The following is a 15,746-nucleotide window of genomic DNA, read 5'->3' as shown; positions in this document are numbered from 1 at the left end:
CGGGGGTCGTGGCACGTGGTCGCCGTCGCCTCCGCCGCTAGCCGATCCCCTCGTCCCGCAGGTCGCGCTCCGCGCGGGCGAGCGCGTCGGCCATGATGTCGACGATCCGGTCGATCTCGCCCTTGGTGACGACGAGGGGCGGCGACATGATGCAGAGGTTCTCGAAGGGCCGGACGAGGAGCCCGGAGGTCTCGCAGTGCCGGTCGACGCGGGCGGCGAGGGCCTGGTTGCGCAGGGTGGGCCCGGACTCGCCGGGCACGTGGCACTCGACGCAGGCCATCAGGTGGTCGCCGCGCACGGCGGCGACGATCGGCGACGCACGCAGTTCGCGGAGCCGGCCGACGAAGTACGGGCCGACGTCCCGGACGTGGCCGCAGACGTCCTCGCGCCGCATCACCTCGATGTTGGCGAGGGCGGTGGCGCAGGCGACCGGGTGGCCGGAGTAGGTGAAGCCGTTGGAAAAGACCGGTTTGGCCGGGTCGGCGGTGCGGGCGAGGGCGTCGGCGATCCGGTCGGAGATCAGGACGGCGCCCAGCGGCTGGTAGCCGGAGGTCAGCCCCTTCGCGGTGACCAGCAGGTCGGGGACGATCCCGAAGCGGGCCTCGGAGGCGAAGAAGTGGCCGAGCCGGCCGAAGCCGGTGACGACCTCGTCCGAGATGTAGAGGATGTCGTGGCGCCGGCAGAGCTCCCGGGTGGCCTCGTGATAGCCGGGCGGCGGGACGAGGACGCCGCCGGAGGCCAGGACCGGTTCCGCGACGAAGCAGGCGATGGTGTCGGCCCCGAGGGCGGCGATGGCCGCCTCCATTCCCTCGAGCAGCCCGGCCAGCCGCTCGGCCGCGGTGACCGGCGAGGTGTCTGGGTCGTACCCCGGGCTCTCGAGGTGGTGCACCCACTCGTTCTCGTAGTGGAAGCGCGTCCGGTCCGCCTCCTTGCCGGACAGCGAGGCGCCCAGGTAGGTGCTGCCGTGGTAGGCGTCGGTCCGGGAGAGGACGTGGCGCTTCTCGGGGCGGCCCTGGGCGGCGAAGTAAAGGTGGGCGATCCGGACGGCGGAGTCCACGGCGGTGGAGCCGCAGGTGGTGAAGTGGACGCGGTTCAGGTCGCCCGGCGACAGCTCGGCCAGCGTGGCGGCCAGTTCGGCGGCCGGCTCGTTGGAGACGTCGGCGAACGGGGTGAAGTACGGCATGCGCGACGCCTGGGCGCTCATCGCGTCGACGAGCTCCTGCCGCCCGTAGCCGACGGTCACGCACCACATGCCGCCGATGGCGTCCAGGTACTTGCGGCCCGCGGCGTCCACGACCTCGACGCCGCTCGCCTCGGTGACGACGAGGGACGTGCCCGTGCCGAGGGCGGAGAGGTCCGCCCAGGGGTGCAGGACGTGCCGCGCGTCCTTGGCGACGAGCGCCTCGCCGTCGTCCTGCCTGATCTCGTGCTGCACTGGTCCGCTCCTTCCGTTCGGTTCGTTTTCCGGCGGCCCGGCTCAGCGGCCTTCGAGGACGGCCCGGTAGCGGTCGTGGGCGCGGGTGAGGGCGCCCGCGCGGTAGGCGGCCGTGTAGTCGGCGAGGCTCGGGTAGTCGGCCTCGGCCTCCTTGGACAGCGCCTCGACGAAGCCGCCGTTCCTGATGTCGTCCAGGATCGCCCGGCCCTTGTCCCGGACCTCGTCGCCGAGGAGCTTCCCCAGGTAGCGCTGGACTCCGAACCGGCAGGTGGGCGAGCCCTGTTGCTCGACCACCTCGTACAGTCCGGTGTCGGCCGCCTCGACGAGCATCTCCGCCATCTCCCCGGAGGCGTGCATGTCGAGCAGCGCGGGCACCGGGTCGTAGCCGCCCTCGACCAGCACCTCGAACGCCGTCCGGAACGCGTCGAGCAGCAGCGGGGTGAGGAACTGCTCCTGGAACAGGTCGAGTTCCGTCTCGGTGGCGTGCGGCACGGGCAGCACGCCGTACCGGGTGAAACCGACGGCGCGGGCGACGGCGAGGATGCGGCGCAGCGTCCGCCCGGTGGCGTCCTGGACGACGTCGACGAAGGCGAGCACCCCGGATCCGTCCAGGTACCGCTGCCGGATCGGTTTGCCGAACATCTTGGGGGCCAGGAGGGCCACGTCCGCGCCCGGCGGGAGGTCGATCCGTCCGTAGCGGACGGAGAAGCCGTGGGCCAGCACGAACAGGTCGCCGTCGGCCAGGTGCGGGGCGATGTGCGCGGTGTAGACCTCCTGGTGGGCCTCGTCGGGGATGAGGAGCAGGACGATCGACGCCTCGGCGACCGCGTCGGCGATCGGCCGGGTGTCGAAGCCGTCGGCGACGGCGGCGTCCCGGTAGGCGTCGTCGCGATTGCCCACGACGACGCGGACGCCGCTGTCGCGGAGGTTGGCGGCGAACGCCTTGCCCTGGATCCCGTAGCCGACGACGGCGACGGTCTCGCCCTCGATGTCGTCCGGACTGGCGTCCTTGTCGAAGTACACGCGGCGGCCCCTCTCAGGCGGAATGCGGTCGGACGTGCGGTGTGCTCCGGGCAGGGGGCGGAACCGGCGCCGGGGCGTGTTTGCGCACCCGGTCGCCGAGTTCGGTGAAGGTCATGTTCCGGCAGTAGACCTCGGCGAAGGCGTCCCACTCGGCGCGGCGCCGGGAGTCGTCCCAGCCGAGCAGGGCCGCCATCTCGTCCAGGACGAGGTCGAGGACGTCCGTGTCGACGTCGCAGCGGCCGGTGGCGTCGAAGACGACGGCGTCCCTGATGCCGCCGGTGTTGAGGAGGTAGTCGGCGTAGGCGCTCGCCATCTGGTGGCGGACGTGGTGCCGGACCTTCTCGCGGAGGAACTCCGGGTCCCGGCGCGGCGCGTCGGCCCGGTGGACCGCGAACAGCTCCTCGTCGCGGACGGGCAGGAACGGCAGCCTGCGGGTGGTGGACGGGCCGAGCCGGCGGCCCGTCTTCCGGCGGACCTCCCGGGCGATCCGCCCGGCCACCTCCCGCCCGGCCCAGCGGAACTCGGTGAGCTTGACGTTGACCATGTCGTAGACGGTTCCGCCGCCGCAGGGGCGCTCGTTGACGCGGAACATCCGGGAGATGTCCTGGACGGCGATCCTCCCGCCGTCGTCGGCGGCGAGCGGCCGGATGCCGCAGAAGACGTTGAAGACGTCCTCGCGCCCGATCCGCCACTCCTCGCCGACGAGCGCGTTGTAGGAGTGCAGCAGCTCCTCGATCTCGTCCTCCTCCGGGACGACGAGGTCGGGGTCGGTGTGGGCGCGGTCGGTGGTGGTGCACTGGATGTACCACAGGCCGTGCTGGTGGAAGGGGCGCAGGTAGTGCTGGCGTTCGGCGTTCAGCGGGACCAGGCCGACCTGGAGCCGGGGGTCCGCGGAGAGCCGCCGGTGGATGCGCTCGTTGGTCGCCTCCAGATGGGAGCCCCGGCTGTAGACCACGGACGTGCGTCCGTCGGGGCGCGGGGTGCGGTTGCGCGCCTCGTCGATCCAGGGGCCGGCCGCGTTGGTGAGCGTGTGGGCCTTGACGGTGACCGTCTCCGGGAGGTCGTCGGCCTCGAAGCGGCGGGCCAGGGTCACCAGGAAGTGCCCGCCGCCGTCCTCCACCCACTCGTAGCGCACGGCCTCGACGTGGCTCAGGGCGCGGACGGGAAAGGTCTCGGAGCCGCGGAGGCAGGCGTCGCGGATCGCCTTCAGGACCAGGATCTTGTCGTTGTTGGCGCGTCCGTCCCAGTAGAGGATGCCGCCGAGGACGTCGTCGGAGTCCAGGTGGGGCAGTTCGCGGCGGAGCGCCTCGCGGTCGCGGAACAGCCGGACGCGGCTGAAGCGGGGGGACAGGCCGCACCAGGCCCACAGGGTGGTGAACAGGTCGTAGAGCGAGATGCCGAAGAAGACGGCCCACTTCTTCTCGGGGCTGTCGGGCAGGACGAAGACGATGTTGGGGATCTCCTCGACCGTGCCGCCGCCCGTCTCGATCAGCAGCTTGCGCTCCCGGGTGCCGTACCAGACCAGTTGGAGGTCGAGCCAGGCCCCGCGCAGGTTCTGGGCGAACGTCTGCCGGATCTTGGGGTCCTCGCGCAGCCGGAAGGCGAGCAGGCCGCGGTGGAAGGCCATCCTCAGGTAGCGGATGCCGGGGTGGACGGCCTTGCCGGTCTTGCTGGACGTCTCGCCGCCGAAGGGGCCGCGGTCGACCAGCAGGGCGCTCGCGTCGCCGCGGGAGGCCAGGTCCCGGAGGACGCCGGCACCGGCCGCGCCACCGCCGATGATCAGGGTGTCGTGGACGAGGCCGGGGTCCTCGTCCTGCTCGGCTGCCAGCTCCCGGAACCAGCGGACGACGTCCGTCATCGCGAAGGTCCGCGCGACCGGGGGGCCGGGGGGTGCCGTCCTCCGGGCCCGCCGCCACGGTGTCCGCCTCATGCTCGTCCTCCTCTTCGCACGGCGATCACCCGGTGGCGCGTATCGCGCCAGGCGCGGAAGGTGATCGCCGCGTCCGGTGGCACCGGCGAGGTGGTCCGCCGGTCCCAGCTCCGCTCGGTCATGTAGCGCATGAACGCCCTGATCTGCTCGCCGTCCATGCCGCGTCCGCCGTCCCGCCGTTCGGCCAGCCGCTCCTGGGCCTCGCGCTCCCGCACCATCTGCTCGAAGGACGGCCATTCGAAGGCCCAGAGGGCGTCCATGCGGTCGAACACCGGCCGCCAGCCGCGCAAGTGCTCGGCGACGCGGCGGGGCAGGCCGTCGGGGAGGGCGGCCGGGTCCACGTCGGTCTCGGCGCCTGCGAACCACAGGTCGAACAGGAACACCCCGACCCGCCCGCGGACTTCGAGGCAGCGGTCCGGGTCCGTGGACCGGTCGTCGTTCCGCTTGTCGAAGCCGCGGAGCCGGAGGGTGCCGTGCTCGGTGCTCCGCTCCATGGCGCGCAGGTCGGCCAGCAGCCGGCCGAGGTCGTGGGTGCCGGGCAGCGACCGGTTGGGGACGCCGGGCACGCCGGGGTCGTAGCCGAGCCGGCGGAGGGGTTCGCGGGCCGCCCGGCCGAGGTACCAGTCGTCGCCGCTGCGGGCGACGGCCCGGCCCTCGGACCCCCGGTCGAGCAGGTGGTCGAGGACGACGGCGAGGGCGTTGGTCAGGACCGTCTTGCCGGCGCCGGGGCTGCCGTTGAAACCGACGACGAACAGCTCGCCGGACCGGCGGATCCGCTTCTCGCGGACGATCCACCGGGCGAACGGGAGGTACAGCCGCCACAGGTCGGCGACCGGCGGCTCGGCGTCGGTGAAGTAGCCGTTCCACCAAGCGGCGAACGGTTCCCAGACACGGCGCAGCAGGCGGATCCGCTCCAGGGCGACGGCCTCCGGCGGGACCGGGTTCCGGGCCGGTGCGAACACCGCCTGGAGGGGGTCGTCGCGGGTCGCGGCGGCGAGCGCGCGGAACGCCTCCTCCCCCACGGGCCGGCCTTCGGCGATCCGCAGCAGGACCGGTCCGAGGTGCGCGTCGACGGCCTCCCGGTGGTGGGCCGCGACCGCGTCGAACCGCTCGTCGCCCAGCGTGCGGAGGGCGTGCAGGGCGGTCTGCGCTCGGTCGGAGAGGAGGAAGGCGAGGGCGGCCCCGATGCCGGCCCCGGGCGGGCGGGTGCTCCAGTCGCGGATCTCCTGTACGACGTCGTCGTGGGTCCGGGCGGCGGTCGGCGTCACGTGCTCGTGTCCCCCTGTGCGTGTGTACGGTGTGGGCTCGGCTCGGTCAGCGCTGCGACAGGTACGCGTGGAGCTCGCCGAGGCGCTGGTCGGGCCGGGCGATGTCGGCCAGCGGCACGTCCTTGCCGAACCGGCGTGCGAAGTCGCCGCGCATACGGGCGAAGTCGAGGGAGTCCAGGCCGAGGTCCGCGAGGCGCTCGGAGGCGTCCCAGCGGTGGACGTAGCCGCTGAGGAAGGCGCGGACGCCGTCCTCGTCCTCCGGTCGCGGGCCGGTGTCCGACGGCCTCGCCGGATCCGGAGCGGCGGGCTCTGGTGGTTCGGTTGGCAGGAGCCCCCGGACGAGCGGGGTCCCGGCCCACGGGGACCGTGCCCAGTCCACCTCGCAGGCCGCGAGGTGGCGCGGCCCGGTGTCCCCGGAGAGCAGGGCGGCGACGGCCTTCCCGAGCAGGGCGAGCCCGGTCCCGGTGGACAGCGGCGTCTCCGCGGCCGCCCGCGCCCCTTCCAGCGCCTTCGCGTCGCGCGCCGCCATGCCCGTGTCGCCCCAGGTACCCCAGCCGACGGAGACGACCGCCGGCCCGCCGCCGGGCGTCCGCCAGGTGGCGTGGGCGTCCATCCAGGCGTTGGCGGCGGCGTAGTTGGCCTGGCCGGGGGCGCCCAGCAGGCCGCTGGTGGAGGAGAAGGCGACGATCCAGGGCGCGCCGGCGTGCCGGGCGAGTTCGGTCAGCGGGGCCAGGGCGAGCTTGGGCGCGAGCACGGCCGGGAAGCGGGAGGGGTCCAGGTTGCGCAGGATCCCGTCGTCGAGGGCGCCGGCGAGGTGCAGGACGCCCGCGAGCGGCCCGGTACGGGCGGCGAGCGCCGCCGCGTCGAACGGCCGGGCGAGGTCCGCCGCCAGGAACCGGACACCCGGACGGAGGTCGCCGGGGTCCGTCCGCCCGGTGACGACCACCCGCTCCGGGGCGACCCGCTGGTGGTGGATCAGCCAGTCGGCGACGGCCCTCCCGAGGCCGCCGGTGCCGCCGGTGAGGAGGTAGCTCCCGTCGGCGGCGCCCAGGGTGCCGGGAGGCAGCTCCGGCAGGTCGAGGGGGACGAGCCGCCGGCCGAGCAGATGGCCGCGCCGGTGGAGCAGGTCGGTCTCCTCGAGGTGCGCCCGCGCCCGCCGGAGCAGCCCGTCCGGCCACGACGACGTGTCGTCGGGCCACGCGTGGACGTGGATCCGGCGCACCGCGAGCCCGGGCTCCTCCAGGGCGAACGCCCGGGTCATCCCCGCCGCCAGGCCGGAGGCGGCCCGCGCGGGCAGGACGACCGTCAGCCGCCCGCGCGCCCCGGCGTCCGCGAGGGAGAGGAGCACGTCCCGGAGCTCGGCGCAGTGCCGGGCGGCGTCGTCCTCTTCCCCGGCCCGGCAGACGAGGGCGGCCTCGGCCTCCGCCCCGACGAGCGCGGCCCGCAGGAACCGCGCCGCGGCGGCGGGCCCGTCGGCGTCGAGCACGGTCCACGGGATCGCGCCGGGCTCCACGGGGGGCCGGGGCGGCCGGGGCGGCCCGGCCGGACGGTCTGCGGCGGTCTGGGCCGCCACTCCCGCCGGGGAGGAGCCCCCTGGCCGCACCGCTTCGGCGGCCCAGCCCGCGTCGAGTTCGGTGCGCGCGGCCCCGACGGCGTCCACCGGGAGCCCGGCCGGGCCGCCTTCGGCGGACCCGCCCTCGGCGAGGCCGGTGCGCGGGGACTGTCCGTCCCGCGCCGAGCGAGCGGACGGCACGGCCGGAGCCATGCCGCCGACGGCGGCCTCGGGCGCCGGCCCGGGGGCGGCGAGGGCCGCCCCGGTGGGCGCCGGCCGTGGGAGCGGCACCCAGCGGACCTCGTGCAGCCGGCTCGTGCCCGGGGTGTCGTGGGGGAGGAGGCGGTCGAGGAAGGCGGTGAGTCGGGTGAGGACGTCCGCTCGGTGCCGGAGCATGAAGTCGTGGGCGCCCTCGTGGAGTTGCGTCTCGACGATCGGACTGGTGGTGTACGCGGCCCAGCCGACCGCCGCCGCGGCGGGGAAGGACGGGTCGTCGGTGCCGGCCTGTACCTGGAGCGGGCAGTCGAGCGGCGCTCCCCCGGTCTCCCGCCGCCCGGCGGCGCGGCGTTCGGCGCGGGCGTCGAGGGCGAGGTCCGCCTGGAGGAGCGGCAGCACCTCACGGCGCCACCGGGGGTCGTCCCGCAGTTCGTCGGGGGCCATCAGGTAGCTCTCCGGCGGTGCGGCGTCCGCCGGGGCGTCCGGCGCGAGCGGGGCGCGGCCGACCACGGAGACGGCGGTGACGCGGCCGTCGCGGGCCCAGTCGGCGAGCGGGCCGCCGAGCAGGTCGACGACGAGCGACGCGCCGAGGCTCAGGCCGCAGAAGGCGACCGGGGCCGGGCCGGCGTCCGCGCGGACGGCGTCGGCGAGCCGGGCCAGGAAGGCGTCGTCCGGCAGCGGCTGTGCCGTGTCGCCCGCGCGGCCCGGGAGTTCGACGGCGACGACGTCCAGCCACGGGGGCGCGGTACACGCCCAGGAGCGGAACGCGTCGGCGCCGCCGCCCGCGTACGGCAGGCAGTACAGCCGCAGCCGCGCGTCCGGCTTGGCGGCGAAGCGCACCAGCGGGCCGTCCTGGGCGGGCTCCGGCTCGGGGGTGCCGTCGACGTACGGCGAGGCGTCGGGGTCCGTCCAGTGGCTGACGCGGTCGAAGCCGTAGGCGGGCAGGACGCGGTGCCGGGGGCGTTCGCCCTCGTGGAGGGCGGCGAGGTCGACGTCGGCGCCGTGCCGCCAGAGGTCGCCGAGCGCCTCGAGGAAGGCCGTGCCGTCGTCCCGGCCGGGGTCGGCGGCGTACGGCATGGTGGCGAGCGGCACCGGGCCCGGCTCGGCACGGGCGTCCAGGCACTTGTGGGTGAGGGTGGTCAGGACGCGGCCCGGGCCGATCTCCAGGACGAGGTCCGGCTCCCAGCGGAGCAGCGTGCCGACGGCGTCCCGCCACCGGACCGTGGAGGTGAGGTGGGCGCCCCAGTAGGTGTCGGGCCGGTGGCCCGCGTCGAGCCAGGTGCCGGTGAGGTTGCTCGCCGTCGGCACGGCCGGGACCCGGGCCGGGAGGCCGGCCGCGGCGGCGTCGAGCCGGGCGGCGACCGGGGCCATGAGCGGGCTGTGGAAGGGGTGGGAGACGGGGAGCGGGCGGCAGGTGAGGCCGAGGGCGGGCAGTTCCTCACGCGCTTGGCGCAGGGCGTCCGGCGTGCCGGACAGCACCACGCGGCCGGGCGCGTTCTCGGCGGCCGGCCAGAGGCCGGTGCGGCCCTCCAGCCAGCGGGCGAGCCGTTCCTCGTCGCCGACGACGCCGAGCATGCCGCCGGGTTCGCCGGGCAGCAGTTCCTCGGTCGCCCTGGCGCGGACGGCCACGAGTTCCGCCGCCTCGTCCAGTGTGAGGAGCCCGGTCAGCGCCGCCGCCGCGTACTCGCCGATGCTGTGGCCGGCGACGGCCACGGGCCGGACGCCGAGTTCCGTCAGCGTGGTGGCGAGGGCGTACTCCACGGCGAACAGCCCGCACTGGGTGGTGACCGGCCGGGTCACGGAGGTGTCGTCGGCGCCGAGGACGAGGGCGGCCGGGTCCTCGGGCAGGTGCCGGGCCAGGCTCGCGCAGGCCGCGTCGAAGTGGCGGCGGAACCGGCCGCCGTCCGCGTGCCCCCGGTACAGGCCGCGGGCCATGCCGGCGGTCTGCGAGCCCTGTCCGGAGAAGCAGAACGCCACGGTGGCGGCGCGGCCCCGGCGGGCGGTGGCGGGCGGTTCGGCGGACAGCCGGCGGAGCCCGTCGGCAGCGCCCTCGGTGATCACGGCGGTCGCGCGGAGCGGGTGGGACTCCCGGGTCAGGTGCAGGGCGCGGACGGCGGGGGCGAGTTCCCCGTCGGGCAGCCCCTCGACGTGCCGGGCCAGGGCGTCCGCGTTGCGCCGGAGGGCGGACGCGCTCCGGGCCGAGACCGTCAGCAGGTGCGGGGTGCCGGGCGCGGCGGGCTCCGGCTCCTCGTCCGGCGCGGGCCGCGGCGCCTCCTCCAGGATGACGTGGGCGTTGGTGCCGCCGATGCCGAAGCTGGACACCCCGGCGCGGCGCGGGAGCTGGGTGTCCGGGTCGGCGACGGTCCACGGCCCGTGGGTGCGCCGGACGGTGAACGGCGAGCCGTCGCAGTCCACCAAGTCGACCAGTTTGGGGTTGAGCGTGTCGTGGTGGACGGTGGGCACGAGTTCCCGGTGGTGCAGGCAGAGCACGGTCTTGATGAGGCCGGTGATGCCGGCGGCGCAGTTGGCGTGCCCGATGTTGCCCTTGACACTGCCGAGGGCGCAGCCGCCGGTGCGCGGCGGCCGCTCGTCGTCCCGGTGGCGTTCGAACGCGTCGTGGAGGCCCTTGAGTTCGATGGCGTCGCCCACGTGGGTGGCGGTGGCGTGACATTCGACGTAGGAGAGGCGTCCGGAGTCGATCCCGGCCATGGTGAGGGCGTCGGAGACGCACTGGGTCTGCGCCCGTGCGCTGGGCGCGGTGTAACCGGCCTTCATCCGGCCGTCGTTGGAGACGCCGAAGCCGGTCAGGACGGCCCAGACGTGGTCCCCGTCGGCGAGGGCGTCGTCGAGGCGCTTGAGGACGACGGCTCCGACGGCGTCGCCGAAGAGGGTGCCGCTCGCGTCGGCGTCGAACGGGCGGACGCGGCCGTCCGCGCTGCCCACCAGCCCCTCCTCGTAGCGGTAGCCGAAGTTGGGGAAAGTGAGGGCGGAGGCGCCGGCGACGGCCATGTCGCACTGGCCGGAGACGATGGACTGGGCGGCCTGGGCGACGGCGACGAGGGCGCTGCTGCACGCGGAGGTGACGGTGACGGCGGGGCCGCCGAGGTCCAGCAGGTAGGCGACGCGGGTGGCGATGTAGTCCTTCTCGTTGCCGATCTCGGTGAGGAACAGCCCTGCCGGATCCAGGGGTTGAGTCAGTCCGCCGCCCTTGAGGTGGTGGACCAGGTAGCCGTCGATGCCACAGGCCGCGAAGACGCCGGTGCGCCGGCGGTAGGGGTTGTTCCGCCGGGCGTAGCCGGCCTGTTCGAGGGCGTGCCAGGCGGTTTCCACGAAGACGCGGTGCTGGGGGTCCATGGTGACGGCCTCGCGCCGACCGATCCCCCAGAACTCCGCGTCGAACTTGTCCGCATCGTCGACGAGTTGGGCGGCGGGGACCCACCGCGGGTGGGTCACAACGTCCTCCGGGACGCCTTTCCGCCGTAGGTACTCCGGTGTGAAGGTGGTGAGGGAGTCGGTGCCGTGGCGCAGGTTGTCCCAGAAGGCGTCCAGGTCGGGTGCCCCGGGGAAGCGGCCGGCCATGCCGACGATCGCGAGCCGGGTGGTCGGCGGCCGGGGTGTCCGGCGCCGGGGCTCCGGGGCGGGTTCGCGCTCCCGCCGGCCGCCCGCGCAGTGGGCGGCGAGGTCCCGGAGCACGGGGTACTGGAAGACGTCGACGACGGGGAGGGAGACCCCGTACCGCTCGGCGAGCAGGCCGGAGAGGCGGGCGGCGGCGAGCGAGTCGCCGCCGAGGGCGAAGAAGTCGTCGTCGGGGCCGGCGGAACGGACGCCGAGCACCTCCGACCAGGCGCGGGCAACGCGCTGTTCCGTCGTCGTGAGCGCCTCGCCGGCCGTGGCGGACCCCGGTTCCCCGGGGGGCGCGGGGAGGGCCGCGAGGTCGAGCTTGCGGGAGCCGCCGCCGCTGAGGGGCAGGGCGTCGAGGGCGAGGACGTGCCGGGGGCGGGCGTACTCGGGGAGGTCGCGCGCGGCCTTGCGGCGGGTGCGGGCGAGGACGGTGTCCGAGGGCCGGCCCCGCTCCCCCAGGACGTACGCGACGAGGGCGGCGGGCTGCCCGGTGCGCTCGTCCGGGACGGGCCGGACGATCACCCGGGAGACGTCCGGCTGATCCTCCAGGACGCTCTCGACCGCGCGCAGCGACACCTTGAAGCCGCGGAGTTTGACGACGTCACCGGCGCGGCCGAGGACCTCCAGGCCGCCGTCGGGCAGGAACCGGGCGCGGTCGCCGGTGCGGTAGAACGTCGCTTCGGTGAAGGAGGTACCGGCGAGGGCGGGCGGGCAGGGGACGAAGCGTTCGGCGGTCTTGGCGGGGTCGTCCAGGTAGCCGTCGGCGACTCCGGGCCCGGCGACGAGCAGTTCGCCGACACCGCCGCGCGGGACGGGCTCGCCCCGGTCGTCGAGGAGGACGGCGGCGGTGCCGTCGAGGAGCCGGCCGACCGGCGCGAAGGCGGGTGTGCGCGCGGTACCTGCGGCGGGCGGGCGGGGCAGGAGGTCGGCGTAGGAGACGTCCAGGCTCTCCCAGGTGCTGTAGGCGTTGACGAGCCGGACGTGCGGCGGGAGGAGGGCCACCGCCTTCTCGACGACGCGGGCCGGCACGACCTCGCCCATCAGGAAGACGATCTCCATATGGGCGAGTTCGGCGGCCAGCCGGGGGCCGGTGGTGGGGTGGTCGAGGACGCTCTCGAAGAGGGAGGGCGGGACCACGATCCGGGTGATCCGCTGCCGCCGCAGGGTGTCGACCAGCCGGACGGGGTCGACGATGTGGTCGTCGGGGACGATCACCGCCGGCCGGCCGTGGAGGAGCGGGCGCAGGCACTCCCAGGCGAAGAAGACGTTCAGGCCGTCGCGGGAGGTCTCCTCGTAGGGGTAGAGCTCCTGGCGGGCGTCGAAGCAGTAGAGGCAGCCGAGATGCGAGTTGAGCACGGCTTTGGGGGTGCCGGAGGTGCCGCTCGTCATCGAGATCAGGGCGGTGTCGGAGGGGGCGACGTCCGGGAGGGCGGGAGGTGCGACGGCGTCCGGACATCGTCCGCCGGGACATCGGCCGTCCGGACATCGGTCGTCCGGACATCGGTCGTCCGGACATCGTCCGCCGGGACATCGGCCGTCCGGACATCGGTCGTCCGGACATCGGTCGTCCGGACATCGTCCGCCGGGGCGCCGCTCCCCGTCGAGCACGAGGAGGCGCTCCGGTGCGCGGTACGCGGGCGGCAGGAGGCCGGCGAGTTCGGGGGTGGTGACGACGGTGCGGACGCGCGCGCTGTCGAGGAACCGGGCGAGCAGCGAGGCCGGCCAGTTCTTCTCCAGCAGACAGGCGGGGGCGCCGAGACCGAAGCAGCCGAGCAGGGCGAGGCAGTACTCGGCGGAGTGCGGGAGGAACAGGCCGACGACGTCGCCCTTGGCGACCCCGAGGGCGGTCAGGTCGGCGGCGAACGCGGCCGTGTCGTCGGCGAGTCGGCCGTACGTCCACCGCCGGTCGCCGTCGATCAGCGCCGGGGCGTCCGGGTGCTCGGCGGCCCGGTCGCGGAAGCGGGCCCACAGGGAGCGGTCCGGTGCGGGGTACGCGCGGGGGGTGAGGGCGACGGAGGGGCCGGCGGCGGCCCGTACCCGGTCGAGGCGACGGGTGACGCCGGCAAGCAGGGCGGCCTCGGAGTCGCGGAGGTAGAAGTGGCCGCCGGGCAGGAGTTCCACGTCGAAGGGCGTGTCGTCGGTGAAGTGCGCGCGCCAGGCGTGGAGTTCCGCGGCGTCGACGGTGGGGTCGGCGGTGCCGCCATAGACCGCGCAGGGGACATCGAGCCGGACGCCGGTCCCGTCGCCGGTGCGGCAGGGGTATGTCTCGTCGAGCCGCAGGTCCGCCCGGAGCGGGGGCAGCAGCAGCCGGAGCACCTCCTCGTCGGCGAGCAGGTCCTCGGGGACGAGGCCCCAGTCGCGGACGTGGCCGGTGAAGACGTCCTCGGGGAGGGAGTGCTTGACCGTGTCCGGTGGGAGGTGCGGGGCGCGGTGGGCCGAGAGGAGGAGGGCGCTCGGCCGGCGTCCGTCCGCCCGGATCAGCTCCCGGCAGACGTCGAAGGCGAGGAGGGCCCCGAAGCTGTGGCCGAACAAGGCGAACGGGGCGCCGTCGTCGTGCAGTTCGACCCAGCGCACGAGGTCGGCGACGAGCGACGGCCAGTCCTGGTAGGGCGGTTCGTCCTGGCGCCTGCCACGCCCTGGAAGGGTGTAGGAGACCGTCTCGACGTCGTCCGGCAACCCGGCCGGCCAAGTGCGGAAGGTCTGCGGGCCACCGCCCGCGTGCGGGAAGACGAACAGGCGCAAGGCGACGTCCTCACGCCGGGCGAGGACGAAGGGTTCGACGGCGGGCGCCGGACCCGGCCTTTCCGTGGAGCGTAACAAGCAGCACCCCTGCCTCAGTCAGTTGTTGCCGACCAACTCGACCCTGGGATTACCCGTACACGGAACTACGCGGAACTGGCGGAACGTGCGTGACCATGTGAGCGATTGTCACGGTCACGGCAGTCCGTCACAGCATCGGAAAGGCGGCGGCGGCCGGGGCTGCGGTGCGGTCTTCCGTCGACCAACCGGCCGTGGCGAGGGCCTGGTTCGTCTCTCTCCGCACGATGCGCCCTGTGCATGTTGTGCACTTCTGATGCTGGAGCTTGCAGTGGAGCGTGAGTGACCCAACCAGTCTCGCAGTGTGGATGATCGGGCGTCAAGCACGAGTTCGAGGGCATGAGTATGCCCGTCACATGTGCCGGAAGACGTTTCGGAGGAACCTCTTTCGGGCACGGGCGCGCGGTCCACCCTGTCACGCGCCCTCGTTCCGCGCGCCCCCGTCAGCGTCGGGGTTCGCTCCCCGGGTCGCGGTACTCGGCGGCGATGCCGAAGCGGCCGGGTTCGCCGGGAGCGGACGGGAGGTGCCGCACCGTCGAGACGGTGCTGATCACCGGCTCGCCCGCGGGCCGCTCCCCCGCCTCCGCCTCCGCCGCGCGCTGTTCGAGTCGTTCCAGGTCGGCCGCGGAGACCAGGGCGACCAGGGGCTTCCCGTGGCGCGTCACGACGACCCGCTCGCCGCCGTAGACGACGCGGTTGATCAGCTCCGCCAGCTCGGCTCGGGCTTGCGTCACAGGGATCTCGTAGGCCATGACCCCATTCTATCGGTACGTACATCCTGTACATTTTTTACAGACGGCTCCGCGATCATGACCGGCGGGCCGTCCACCGCAGTACGCCCGCACCCGTCGCACCTGGAGGCCAGCCGTGATCCCGTACGCGTCCGCGACCCCGCACACGTCCCGCCACGTCCTGCCGGAGTTCACCGAGCGCACCGCCGACGGCCGCCGCACGCTCGACCCCTACTCCAAGCTCCTGTCGGAGCGGATCGTCATGCTGGGGACGGAGGTCGACGACACCGCCGCCACGGATGTGATCGCCCAGTTGATGCACCTGGAGCACGCGGCGCCCGACCGGGACGTCTCGCTCTACATCAACTCCCCCGGCGGCTCCTTCGCCGCCCTGTGCGCCGTGCACGACACCCTGCGCTACATCGCGTGCGACATCGAGACCGTCTGCCTGGGCCAGGCCGGGCCGGCCGCCGCCCTGCTGCTCGCCGCCGGCACCCCCGGCAAACGGGCGGTGCTGCCGCACGCCCGGGTGCTCATCGGACCGCCGGCCCTGCCGGAGCCGGTCCGCGGCACCCCCTCCGACCTGGTGATCCACGCCGAGGAACTGCTGCGCCGGCGGTTGGCGCAGGCGGAGCTGCTGGCCCGGTACACCGGGCGGGACGTCGAGCGGATCCTGGCCGACACCGACCGGGACACGGTCTTCGACGCCCCGGCGGCGGTGGCCTACGGCCTGGCCGACCGGGTCGTCGAGAACCGCGCCGCCTGGCCGGCGCCGACGGCCGGGCGGTGACGGGGGTGTCAGGAGTGTCGGACGGAACAGGCGGGACGAACGGGGCGCGCGGCCTCTTCCCCGACCCGCCCCCGCTGCCCGCCCTGACCCGCGCCGAGGGCGAGCTGGTGGACCGGTACCTCGAAGTACTGGATCTTCTCGGCAGGATCAATCCCGCCCGGATACAGGGCACGTACGGAGGGCTACGAGCCGCGCAGGCCCTGGTGGTCGCGAGCACGGGACTGCGGGACGCCCTGACGGTCATGTTCGAACGGGGTGAACGGGAGGTGTACACGGGGACAATGGCACGCGCGTTGCGCGCCCTCGGCGGAGAGCGCCGTGCGCGCCGGGTGATGTTGCCGCCGCCATCCGCGAGTTGAGAAG

General features: G+C 74.6%; 8 protein-coding genes. 2 read left to right on the top strand and 6 right to left on the bottom strand.

What is annotated here, in order from left to right; translation table 11 throughout:
* Window positions 1-37: 37 nt before the first annotated feature.
* The 6 genes from J7W19_RS30325 to J7W19_RS30300 all read right to left on the bottom strand — a co-directional run bounded on the left by J7W19_RS30325 (window position 38) and on the right by J7W19_RS30300 (window position 14,614).
* Window positions 38-1,435, bottom strand: coding sequence for an aminotransferase (locus J7W19_RS30325; protein ID WP_004946347.1), 1,398 nt, complete (start codon window positions 1,433-1,435; stop codon window positions 38-40).
* Window positions 1,436-1,477: 42 nt separating this feature from the next.
* Window positions 1,478-2,458: an NAD(P)-binding domain-containing protein gene (locus J7W19_RS30320; RefSeq protein ID WP_004946348.1), complete on the bottom strand. Its 981-nt coding sequence runs from the start codon at window positions 2,456-2,458 to the stop codon at window positions 1,478-1,480.
* Window positions 2,459-2,471: 13 nt separating this feature from the next.
* Window positions 2,472-4,388 (bottom strand): FAD-dependent oxidoreductase, encoded by a 1,917-nt coding sequence (locus J7W19_RS30315; RefSeq protein WP_106429638.1) that lies wholly within the window; start codon window positions 4,386-4,388, stop codon window positions 2,472-2,474.
* On the bottom strand, window positions 4,385-5,656 hold the full coding sequence (locus tag J7W19_RS30310; RefSeq protein WP_004946355.1) for a hypothetical protein: 1,272 nt from the start codon (window positions 5,654-5,656) through the stop codon (window positions 4,385-4,387). The genes J7W19_RS30315 and J7W19_RS30310 overlap by 4 nt, the downstream gene beginning before the upstream one ends.
* Before the next feature lie 46 nt (window positions 5,657-5,702).
* The gene (locus J7W19_RS30305; protein ID WP_210455412.1) at window positions 5,703-13,865 is read right to left on the bottom strand and encodes a type I polyketide synthase; all 8,163 of its coding nucleotides are present in this window, start codon (window positions 13,863-13,865) and stop codon (window positions 5,703-5,705) included.
* 440 nt (window positions 13,866-14,305) lie between these two features.
* Complete coding sequence (locus J7W19_RS30300) at window positions 14,306-14,614, bottom strand: type II toxin-antitoxin system Phd/YefM family antitoxin (protein ID WP_004946357.1); 309 nt, start codon at window positions 14,612-14,614, stop codon at window positions 14,306-14,308.
* 115 nt (window positions 14,615-14,729) lie between these two features.
* On the opposite strand from J7W19_RS30300, the gene J7W19_RS30295 reads away from it, so the two are divergent.
* Window positions 14,730-15,383: an ATP-dependent Clp protease proteolytic subunit gene (locus J7W19_RS30295; protein WP_004946358.1), complete on the top strand. Its 654-nt coding sequence runs from the start codon at window positions 14,730-14,732 to the stop codon at window positions 15,381-15,383.
* Window positions 15,384-15,397: 14 nt separating this feature from the next.
* The gene (locus J7W19_RS30290; RefSeq protein ID WP_004946359.1) at window positions 15,398-15,742 is read left to right on the top strand and encodes a hypothetical protein; all 345 of its coding nucleotides are present in this window, start codon (window positions 15,398-15,400) and stop codon (window positions 15,740-15,742) included.
* The last annotated feature ends 4 nt before the right edge of the window (window positions 15,743-15,746 follow it).

The sequence above is a fragment of the Streptomyces mobaraensis NBRC 13819 = DSM 40847 genome (assembly GCF_017916255.1).
In the GTDB taxonomy this organism is placed as follows: domain Bacteria; phylum Actinomycetota; class Actinomycetes; order Streptomycetales; family Streptomycetaceae; genus Streptomyces; species Streptomyces mobaraensis.
The sequence above is the reverse complement of the archived record's forward strand: the minus strand, read 5'-3'. Positions and strand labels throughout refer to the sequence as shown.

Excerpts from the sequence above, each read along its gene's own strand:
- J7W19_RS30315 (WP_106429638.1), bottom strand. The coding sequence starts at position 4,388 with ATGAGGCGGACACCGTGGCGGCGGGCCCGGAGGACGGCACCCCCCGGC.
- J7W19_RS30300 (WP_004946357.1), bottom strand. The coding sequence starts at position 14,614 with ATGGCCTACGAGATCCCTGTGACGCAAGCCCGAGCCGAGCTGGCGGAG.